Source organism: Bifidobacteriaceae bacterium, assembly GCA_031281585.1.
GTDB lineage: Bacteria > Actinomycetota > Actinomycetes > Actinomycetales > WQXJ01 > JAIRTF01.
Map to the genome: position 1 here is coordinate 1 of JAITFE010000018.1, position 10051 is coordinate 10051.

At 68.5% G+C, this 10051-nt stretch carries 7 protein-coding genes; 4 read left to right on the forward strand and 3 right to left on the reverse strand.

Features of this window, described 5'->3' with window-relative positions:
• A partial coding sequence (locus tag LBC97_01210) for a choice-of-anchor M domain-containing protein (protein ID MDR2564679.1) occupies positions 1-1532 on the forward strand: 1532 nt, incomplete at its 5' end.
• Between the two features lie 218 nt (positions 1533-1750).
• Here LBC97_01210 and LBC97_01215 read toward each other — a convergent pair.
• Positions 1751-2860, reverse strand: coding sequence for a hypothetical protein (locus tag LBC97_01215; protein MDR2564680.1), 1110 nt, complete (start codon positions 2858-2860; stop codon positions 1751-1753).
• Positions 2845-3594, reverse strand: a complete 750-nt coding sequence (locus tag LBC97_01220) for a TetR/AcrR family transcriptional regulator (protein ID MDR2564681.1) — start codon at positions 3592-3594, stop codon at positions 2845-2847. The genes LBC97_01215 and LBC97_01220 overlap by 16 nt, the downstream gene beginning before the upstream one ends.
• Positions 3595-4380: 786 nt before the next feature.
• Here LBC97_01220 and LBC97_01225 point away from each other — a divergent pair.
• The 3 genes from LBC97_01225 to LBC97_01235 all read left to right on the forward strand — a co-directional run bounded on the left by LBC97_01225 (position 4381) and on the right by LBC97_01235 (position 9487).
• Positions 4381-8112 carry a S8 family serine peptidase gene (locus tag LBC97_01225; protein ID MDR2564682.1) on the forward strand — a complete coding sequence of 1244 codons (3732 nt, stop codon included), beginning with the start codon at positions 4381-4383 and terminating at the stop codon, positions 8110-8112.
• A gap of 37 nt (positions 8113-8149) precedes the next feature.
• Entirely contained in the window at positions 8150-8782 is a 633-nt protein-coding gene (locus LBC97_01230; GenBank protein MDR2564683.1) for a hypothetical protein, read from the forward strand.
• Positions 8783-8911: 129 nt separating this feature from the next.
• Entirely contained in the window at positions 8912-9487 is a 576-nt protein-coding gene (locus LBC97_01235; GenBank protein MDR2564684.1) for a hypothetical protein, read from the forward strand.
• 205 nt (positions 9488-9692) lie between these two features.
• Here the strand turns inward: LBC97_01235 and LBC97_01240 are convergent.
• A partial coding sequence (locus LBC97_01240; GenBank protein MDR2564685.1) for a hypothetical protein occupies positions 9693-10051 on the reverse strand: 359 nt, incomplete at its 5' end.

Sequence of the window (10051 nt, forward strand, 5' to 3'; positions counted from 1 at the left end):
AGTCGATCCCGCTTTCCGCGACGCAGGGTGGTGTGGACTGGAAGCTGACGGACATGTCGGGTCCGGGCGAGTTCGCTCTGTATGAGACGGGCTCGTTCGGGGAGCCGAGTGTGCTGTTCGCCACCCGCGACGGAATCACCGGCGCGGACGAGTTCACTATCCCGAAGAACACGCACGCGCACGGGTCGTGGGCGTTCTCCGAGCAGGGTGTGTACTGCCTGGGGTTCACCCGGTCGGCGGTGTTGGCCGACGGCGGGGCGGTGTCGGATGAGTTCACGTTGGCGGTCGCGGTGGGCGAGGCTGACGTGATGGGCGTCGACCCGGCCAATTGCGTGCCGGCGGGGGTCGCCACGGTTCCGGCGGCGCCCGCTGCACCGACCGCCGCCGTGGACGGGTCGTCGGTGGCGGTGTCCTGGGCGGCGCCGGATGACGGCGGTTCCGCGATCACCGGTTACACGGTGCGTTTGCTGGGCGGGGATGAGTCGTTGACCCAAGACGTGGCCGCGGACGCGACGTCGGTTGTGTTCACGGACGTGCCCGCCGGTTCTTGGACGGCGACGGTGGTGGCCGCGAACGCGGTTGGCTCTTCGGAGCCGTCGCCGGCGTCGAACGCGGTCGCGGTCGCCTCGACCCCAGACCCCGGCCCTGAGCCGACCGTCCCGGCGGCCCCGGCGGCGCCGACCGCGGCTGTTGACGGGGACGTGGTGACGGTCGGTTGGGTCGCTCCGGACGATGGGGGTTCCCCGTTGACCGGGTTCACCGTGAGCCTTCTGGGCGGAGACAACCCGCTGGTGCGGGATGTGGGCGGAGACGCCACCTCGGCGGTGTTCGCCGGTGTTGAGCCGGGCACCTACCGTGCCACGGTGATCGCTGTCAACGCCGTCGGCGCGTCGGCGGCCTCCCCCGAATCGGCGCCGGTGACAATCGAACCCGCCGCCTCGGAACCCGACCCAGGCGAACCAGACCCTGGCGACCCTGATCCCGGTGAGCCCGGTCCCGGCGCTCCTGATCCCGGCGAGCCTGGTCCCGGCGCCCCTGATCCAAGTGACCCCGACCCCGGTGAGCCCCACCCGGACCCGGAGGTGGCTCCGGTGCCGGAGGGTGAGTTGACTGGGGCGTCGCGCGGCGGGGTGGACGTGCCCGACGCGGCCACGCCTGGCGCCCAGATCGTGGTGGCGGTGCCGGGACACGCCGGCCAGCAGGTGCGGGTGTGGCTGCATTCGACCCCGGTGCTGTTGGGTACGGTCACGTTGGACGCGGACGGCCGGGTGGTGGTGACCATCCCGGCTGGCACGCCGGCAGGCGACCACCGGATCGTGGTGCAGGCTCTGGACGGCTCCCTGATCGGATGGGACGGCATCGTGATCCGGGCGGCCTCCCGGCCGGCCAAGCCGCAGCCGGACGATGAGGCGCTTCCCGTCACGGGCGCGGACATCGGCTGGCCCCTGATCGGGGCGGCCGGGCTGCTGCTGCTCGGAGCATTCGCGCGGATCAGGGCGCGCGAACGCCGCACCCGCCCGGCGAACACCTGACGGACCGCGTCCGTCAGGCCTCCGAGGCCCCCGTCACGGTGGTCGGTCGACCGGCGAGTCCGGGGGCGCTCCGGCTGAGTCACGCGGCAGTAAACGCCAACTCTGAGTAGATTGGCACGGCATCGACACACGTGAATCGACGCGAGTGCGTTTGCGATACCTCGGCCGCGCCGTCACGGCGCGCAGCGCCCGGCGCGTCACTGGGACGCCGGGGCAGCCTACCCGGCGCTCACGAAGTCGGCGATGTTTCTCCTGATCAGCGCGTTCTGGCCGTAATCGCCGTTGACTCGGCCCAGGCAGAGCAGCATTTGAGGTTCGCCGTCCGCCGCGTTCAGGTCCAGCGCTTGCGCGGTTTCGACTGGTTCCACTTCGATCAGGGCGCTCATCGGATGGACTGCGACCTCCGCTTCCGCTGCGGTGAGCCAGAGCGACTGGAGGGCGCGACCGGTGGCCACCAGTCCTTCGGGAGTGGCGGGGGCGGCGATCAGAGCCCAGGCCCCGCAGCCTTCCGCCTGGGCGTCCGCCTGACGGATCGACTGGTCGGCGAAACGGTCGCCCTTTGCCGCGTCGCGGCTGGTGGTCAAGTAGTACATGACCTTGGTCAGGCCGGTGATCCCCAGCTGTTCGGCGGGCAGGCCGTCCCGGCGCGCGCGGGTCTCGGCGTTGGAAAGCCGGAGCCATTCGGCGAACTCCGCGCGTCCCGCCGGGTCGCCTGCTTGCACCCTGAAGGCGCGTTTGGTGCCTTCAGTCGCGTATCGGAAGTCCTCGCCGCCGGACGGGAGCCAGACCAAGGTCACGCCTCCCGGAACCGATCCGGCCAGCCCGGCTTGGTCCGCCTCCGTCAGAGGCTTGCCGTTCATCGGCCGCTTTTCCGTGTGGCGACGGGTGAACGGGGCGGTGGCGGCGGCATCGGCGGGGTGGGGAGTGCCGGTGTACGCGACGGTGACCGGGAGGTCGCCCCCGGCGAGCCCGACCGTCGCCTGAAAGCCGTGCGCCCGCAAGGCGCGGACCAGGTTCTCCACGAAGGCGCCCAGCGAGATGACGGCCTCGCGGGCGGCGGGGTCCGCGACGTCAAGTTGCCGGGCCGGATCCAAGTCGACCAGCAGTCGCTCCGCGTTCGCCCGAACGCGCCAGGCCTGAGCGTTGTGGGAGTTTGGGGCGAGCGAGGCGTAGTAGAGGGACTCGCGGACCTCGGGGGCAAGATCGAACGGCAAGGAGGTGTCCTTGTCCAGGCGCACCGGCCGGGCGGTCAGCCAACCTGCGGTCAACGCCACGACCAGCGCTCCGGCCAGTCCGGCCAGTGCCGCCAATTTCAGCTTGCGGGCCATTGGCGGGCCTCCTCGGTTTCCGGGCGGGACCGCCGGGCCGGTTTCGGGTCATTGGCCGCCGGGTCCGGCCGGGCGCCCAGGCCGTTCCAGATCAGGTCCATTCCGGCGGCGAGGAACTGATCCTGGCCCAGTCCGTAGCGGGACTCGACATACACCGATTTTGACGCCGCCATCTGCACCAGCGCTGAAATCGACGCCCACAACGCCATGCCTGTGACAGCCGCGTCCAACTCCGGGCGCAGGGTACCGTCCCGTTGCCCTCGCGCGATCAGCTCCGCCACTGCGGCCTCCAGCGTGTCGCCGGCCGCGATGATCCGAGCCAGCAGCGCCCGCCGTTCGTCTCCGGCGCGCCCGCCTGCGCCACGGGCGTCTAGCAGGTCGGCGTCTCCCGGCTCGAGCGAAAACGCGAGCGCGGCGCCCGCCCGGTAAGGCTCCGCGCGGTGCCTTTCGGCCAGCCAGCCCAGGATCTCGTCGCCGGTCTGCCGCGCCCCCTGCTCTTTGGCGGCCGCCGCGGCGGCGAACTCGGCGAACTGGTCGAACTCTTCCGCCACGATCGCCAGGCGAATGGCCTCTTTCGACGCGAACCTGGCATACAGCGTCCGCTTGGAGCAGGGTGCGGCGGCCGCGATCTGGTCCACGGTCACGGCGTCGAAGCCGTGGGCGGCGAACAGCGCGGCGGCGGCGTTGGTGATGCGGCGCTGCCGCAGCGCGTCGACTTCTGGGTCGCGGGTCACGTGGGCCTCCCTGGGTAGACTAACGGTCTACTAAGTAGACTAGCAGAGTACCTCGGATGCCGCTTGGTGCCCACCCTCCGAAGTGCGGTGGCGTCTTGCGGTGCCGTCTTGCGGTGGCGTCTTGCACGGCGGCGACTCACGGGACCAATATTGGTACGGTTATTTGATGGAAAGGCATCCAAAATGGCTGGGTTGGACATGCGAGCGGTCGGCAGAGTGCGTGCGGGCCGTCCTCGCGGTTCGAGAGGCATTTGCTCTTTGCGGAGTGGCGGACCGGCGGTGCCGCAGTGATTATGGCGTGGGTGACGGCGGCCCCGGAACCGATCGCCGCGCGCCTCATGATTGGGCTACTCCCGTCACACCCACTTTCGCCTGAAGAGGGTTGCGGAGGCTGCCTTGGGGCCGGTTTGAATTCGAATGCGCTGGTGGCTCAATTGCTTTGAATCGGCGCGGGAATTGTGGCCGACCACCAATACGGCTTTCGGAATCGCCGCCTGACCTGCGGCGTTATTCGTTGTGCGCCGACTTGGTAGCCGGCGGAGTTCTTGGGATCGGTCCGGTCGCCTTGGCGGCCGACTTCCCCGGTCAGCATGTCAAAGAGCGTCAATGGGGCGGCGAGAAGCGGCAGCACCGAGTCGCGCCAAGCGGCCCCAAAATAGGCCGCGAATTACTTGGAGAGTTGACAATACCTGCTAGGCTGCCCAGGTTGGACATTTACAATGGCCTGACCCGAACTCGCCCGAATGACCTGGTTAGCGGGCAGGCCGAGATCCATAGGAGGCAACTATGGCCAGGTTTCAGATACTTACTAGCATTCCACTCTGGCGGACGCCCAACGGCCGCCGGGGAGGTGTTCTGCTAGCCGGCGCGTTGTGTGGGATCGCCGCGTTGACTGTGGCGGGCGCGCTCGCTCCGGCGCGGGCGGGGCTCCCGCCAGATGACGTGGATCCGTCTCGCGGATGCACCATTGTGGGCACTAAAGCCGGGGACGTTTTGAAGGGCACCGACGGCGATGACGTTATCTGCGGCGGGGGCGGTGGAGACACCATCCACGCCGGGGCTGGGAACGATGTGATCTACGGCGACGGCGGAGGAGACACCATCCACGCCGGCCCCGGAAACGACGTGGTGTATGGCGGGGACGGCGGCGACACGATTTATGGCGAGGACGGGGACGACCGGGTGTTCGGCGGCGAGAGCGGCGACACGGTTTGGGGCGGTCCCGGGGATGACATGTTGGACGGCGAGGACGGCGCTGACACGCTGCGCGGCGGGAACGGCGAGGACCGGTTGGTAGGCGGCCCTGGCGCGGACACGGCATGGGGGGATGACGGCCAGGACCTGATCGTGGGCGGCGAAGGCGCCGACTCGGTGAAGGGAAACCAGGGCGACGACGTGTTGTTGGGCGGGGCCGGGGGCGACTCTCACTACGGCGACGCCGGGACGGACACGTGCGTCGGCAGCGGGGGCGTGAACGCGTTCTACCTGTGCGAGTTGAAGCGGACGGCCGCAGACTTCGGCGGCGTGGACGGGGACTTGGACGGGGACGGCGCCTCGGATGAGGACGAGGCCCGGGCAGGGACCAACCCGCTGGTCGCGGACCAGACTGGTTTGACCTACACGCTGAACGTGGCGGCCGGGTGCGAGCCGGGGCTGGCGTTGTCGGTGACGGCGCGCCAGGACGTTGTGACGGAAGGCGATGAGGCGTTGTTCGACGTGTTGGTGCGAAACGACCCGGCGGGTGCCTGCCTGGCTTCGGGCGGCACGCCCACCACGGTCGCGGGCGCGGTGACGGCGACGGCTAAGGAGGCCCAGGGGGGCGGCTTCGAGGGGATCACGGCGTGGCTGGAGGTTCCCGCAGGCGACGGCTCCGGCGCTTCCAAAGTGCTCCCGGCCAGTTCGGGTTTGACCACCACCGGCGCGACGGGCGCGGCCAGTTGCCCCGGTGGCAACGCCGAGGGCTGCGCGTCCGTCGGTGCGAAGGTCGGGTATGTGAATGTGGCCGGTGGACAGTCGCAAGAGATCGGCCCCGGCGAAACCGCGACGATCGGTTTCCGGTACTTCCCGACGCTCGCCGCCCAGGACCTCCAACTGTTGTCCGGTGGGGCCGAGGTCCGGTTGGCGGTGGCGGTCAGCGAGGCTTCGGGCGGCGTGGCGGTCATGAGGCTGCCTGTGTCCGTCGGGAGCGCGCAGCCGACTGGGATTGTGACGGTCGATGCCGAGTTGCCCGACGGCGCGACCGCGCAGATCTCCCTTCTGAGCGTGGGGGCCGGACAGCAGACCGAGTCCCTGGGCGCCTTCGCGTATCAGACGGGTCCGTCTGACGGGCACTCGATCACCGCCCATTTCACCGCGACCGCCCCGGATGTGGCTGACGCCGCGACCGCGGACGTTGTCGTGGTGGTCGAGTCCGACCGTTCGGGGCTCTCATCGCTTGAGTCTTCGATCTACCCGGAACGCGCCAACGTCGGGGTCGCGACCGAGTTCACGGTGTCCACGCGCCCGGCGGGGACCGTTGCCGCAGACCCGCAGATCGTTTGGGACTCCGGTAGCGCGGCCCTGACAGACGACGGCACGGGCGGCGACCTGCTGGCCGGCGACGGCGTGTTCACCGCCAAGTTCTCGTGGGCGCCCACAACGGCCGGGTTGAAGACGTTGACCGTCTCCGGGGTGGTGGCCGGCCAGGCCGCGTCCGATGCCGTCCAGGTCGCGGTTTACCCCGACGGGGTGCCCACGCAGCTATACACGGGCCCGCACGCGGGAATCATCAGCGACGCCGACGGGGGCGAGTACTACTCCGACATGCTGGACATCTCCACGGAGCCCGGCGTGGACTTCGCGCTGGTCGAGGCCGCTGCGGCCTCCGTCGGCGGGATAGTCGTCGGAGCGTTCCTGGGTGACCGTTGGCAGATCCAAATCCCGCCCGTCGCGTCCTGGGGCGAGTTGGAAGCCGTAGCGCAGACCCTGGCCGCGAATCCGATCGTCGTGCTGATCGAACCGGAAGGCCTGATTTACCCTGGCGAGGACACCATCCAGCCCAACGACCCGGTGTATACGAACCAGAGGTACCTCGACGATTTCGGCTTGGACGACGCGTGGGCGTTCAACACAGGACGCACCCAGCTCGTGGTGGCGGTGCTCGACACCGGTTTCGACGTTAACCACCCCGACCTCAACGGCAACATCATCCCCGGCAAGGACTACGGCTCGAAAGACAACAACGTGGCCCCGGATTCCGCCTGCCCCATAGATAGGGACCACGGCACGCACGTCGCCGGCATAATCGGCGCCGAGTCCAACAACGGGACCGGTGTGACCGGCGTCAACTGGAATGTCAAACTGCTGACCAACAAGATCACCGTTTGTTCACCTGTGCCTTCAGGTGAGATTAGGGCGCTGGGGCTAACGCCGTATCAAGCCGAGGCGATTGTCGCTTCTGTTGCCGCAGGCGCGCGGGTAATCAACATAAGCTTCTCAGGGTCTGAGAGAAGCTCGGCGGTTGCAGCAGCGCTTCACATAGCGAGCGATAAGAATGTCGTGGTTGTGGCGTCGGCCGGCAACAGTGGTACCAGCAGCCCCATGTATCCAGCGGCCTTCGCGCGAGCCGAAGTGTTCACCGGCTTTGGTGGAAGCGTTACGTACAACACGGATGTGCTGTCGGTCGGCTCGATGGACAGCCCAACGCAGAGATCTTCCTTTTCCAACTTCGGAGAATGGGTGCAGCTCTGGGCGCCGGGAAGAGACGTCCAGTCGACCGTCACCGGAGGCGGGTATCATACGATGTCCGGCACGTCAATGGCCGCTCCGTTCGTGAGCGGTCTGGCATCGCTCATTCTGTCGCATCCGGGCTATGCGACCCGGAACGCTTCTTACGTGCGCTCGCGTCTCCAGTCCACCAGTTCCGGCCATCCGGCGGGACAACTGGGCTGGGTCGTGGACGGTTACCAGGCGGTGAGCAACGCCAGTTTCGAAGCGGAGTTGGACACCGTGACCGCGCAGGGAACAGTCGACGTGGTTGACCGCCTTGGGCCCATCACCCCACGGTCCGGCTGGGGCAAGAAGATGCTGCAACTATCAACCGGTCCCGGCGCGGCCCAGACTAAGGCGCAAGCGTCTCTAGACTTGGCGCTCCCGGTCGCTGCCTTGAGCAAGGGCAATTTGCAGGTCGATCTTTGCTACAACTACGTCACCGAGGAATACCCGGAATGGGTCGGCTCTGAATACAACGACAAGATGCGCATCAGGGTGATCAGTCCCGGCGGCGGCGAGATCGGCCAGATTGACGAGTCGGTCAACGTCACCAACTGGACCAGCATCTCGGGTATCGACTTCCCCGGCGGCGACTCGACTGTGGGCGAGTCCGGCTGGAAGTGCGCCAGCATCGCCGTGCCGGCCGCCTCGCTTCAGCACGGCGATTCGGGCCCGTTCCCGGCGCTGAGAATAGTGGTGGAGGACTTAGGCGACGCCATTTACGACTCAGTGGTCCTTGTGGATAACATCACCGTGAGCTCGACGTGACACGCGCGAAGGCCTCCGGCGAAACGAAGCCAGCCCAATGACCATGCGCTCGTCGGGCGCGGTCGGAGTCAGCGTAGTGATGCTGAGTCTGGTGTGGGCCTGCGCGGCCTGCGGGACGGGGGCCGTTGAGCCGGGGAACGGCGCGTCGCAATCCGTGGGGCAAACGCCACCGGATTCAGCGGGGGACGACGGATCGGACTCTGCGGGGCAGGGGTCCCAAGACCCTGTTCTGGGTGAGGCGTTGAAGTTCGAGGAGCAGACTCCCCTCGCCGCGCTCGGCTGGACGATCGCTGGGCCCGCCGACCGGTGGGTTCTGGTGGCGGCTGATGACGCTGAGCTGTCCGAACTGCTCGCCCAGACCGCCGTGTGGGAGCATCCGGAGGCACCCCATGAACAGCAGGAGGTGCCGCCGGTCCCGGAGGGCCAAACCGCGCTGGTGTACTTCGTCGGCTACCGCCAGGACGGCGCTGTGCGAGACTCGACGGTCGGGGTGTACGAGTCCGATGGCGACTGGGTGGTGGCCGTCCGGCGGACCAGGGACGCGGGCCTGGGGACGCAGGCAATCATTTACGAGAGGCATCTGGTGTTCGTGGACGCGCCCCCGCCGAACTCGGTCCGGCTCCGTTTCGAGAGCGCCAGGGTGGAGCCGGCCGAAGTGACGTGGTGGTGAGATCTCGGCATTGTCTGGTTGGCTGGGGATTGGTCACCTCTGGGCTGGCCGATAGGCGATCGCCCGAGGCGAAAAAGAGAGGGTGGCGAGGGCTCCGGTTGTTGAACGGGTGAAAGGAGTGTGGGCCGGATGGCGAAGCGGTGGGCAGGCCGGTTCGCGGCCGGTTTGGTGCTGCTGGGTTTGGCGTGGGCTTGGGCTGGCTGCGGGGCGGTCGGGCCGGGGGACGGCGCGTCGGAGTCTGCGGGGCAGGGGTCACCAGACCCTGTTCTGGGTGAGGCGTTGAAGTTCGAGGAGCAGACGCCGCTTGACCCCAACGGTTGGGACGTCACGGGGCCCGCCGACCGGTGGGTTCTGGTGGCGGCCGACGACGCCGAACTGTCCGAACTGCTCGCCCAGACGGCTGTGCCGAACCGTCCGGGGGCTGAACCCGAACCGCAGGAGGTACCGCCCATCCCGGAAGACCAAACCGCCTTGCTGTACTTCGTCGGCTACCGGTCGCACACTGCGGTGCAAGACTCGACGGTCGGGGTGTACGAGTCGGGCGACGACTGGGTGGTGCACGTCCGGCGCACAGACTCGGATCACGGCGAGGATACCGTCAGCTTCGAGAGGCACTTGGTGTTCGTGGACGCGGGGGTGCCGGACACGGTGCGGCTCCGCTTCGAGGACACAACACGAGACCCCACGGAAGTCACCTGGTGGTGATGCCCTAATTTCCCCGGTTCGCATCCAACTCGGGTGCGGACCGGGGGAGCGGGGGTTGGTTCGCTTCGGCCGGGTCGGCGGGCGACCGGCCCGGCTAAGTGGCTATGGTGTCACGAACGGGGCCGGAAGCTCACCGTCGCCGAGTCGGCGTTCCCGTGCTGGCGCTAGAGCGATTCAACCGCGATTCGCTGCTGGCGGTCGTGCCTCACGCGAGGCCTTGGCAAGGTCGTGTTTGGTTGGCGAGCAGTGGGTTGCCGATCCGGTGGTGGTCGCGTTGGCGGTGTCTGGTGGCGGCGGCGGTGTTGTCCCGGCCCGGGATCTCCGGGACTGTGATGGCGATGTCGCGCGGGGCGGCCGTCGTGGTCGGCCCGTTCCCGGTCCGCGCTTGCGAGCGGTCCTCGCCGGACGTGGCGTCCCGGGCCCGATGGAGCCCGGTCTCCACGCCCCGGTGGCCCCGGACCCGCTCGGCGACGGCGGCGGGCGGGGCTTGCGCCGCCGGCGCCGCCCCTCGCGCCCTGGACGGTCTTCCCGTCCAGGGCGACCGCCTTTCGGCCGCCCGTCTCG

What these genes read in the sequence shown, in the direction of transcription:
- LBC97_01225 (MDR2564682.1), top strand. Translation starts at nt 4,381, where the DNA reads ATGGCCAGGTTTCAGATACTTACTAGCATTCCACTCTGGCGGACGCCC.
- LBC97_01230 (MDR2564683.1), top strand. Translation starts at nt 8,150, where the DNA reads ATGACCATGCGCTCGTCGGGCGCGGTCGGAGTCAGCGTAGTGATGCTG.
- LBC97_01215 (MDR2564680.1), bottom strand. Translation starts at nt 2,860, where the DNA reads ATGGCCCGCAAGCTGAAATTGGCGGCACTGGCCGGACTGGCCGGAGCG.
- LBC97_01235 (MDR2564684.1), top strand. Translation starts at nt 8,912, where the DNA reads ATGGCGAAGCGGTGGGCAGGCCGGTTCGCGGCCGGTTTGGTGCTGCTG.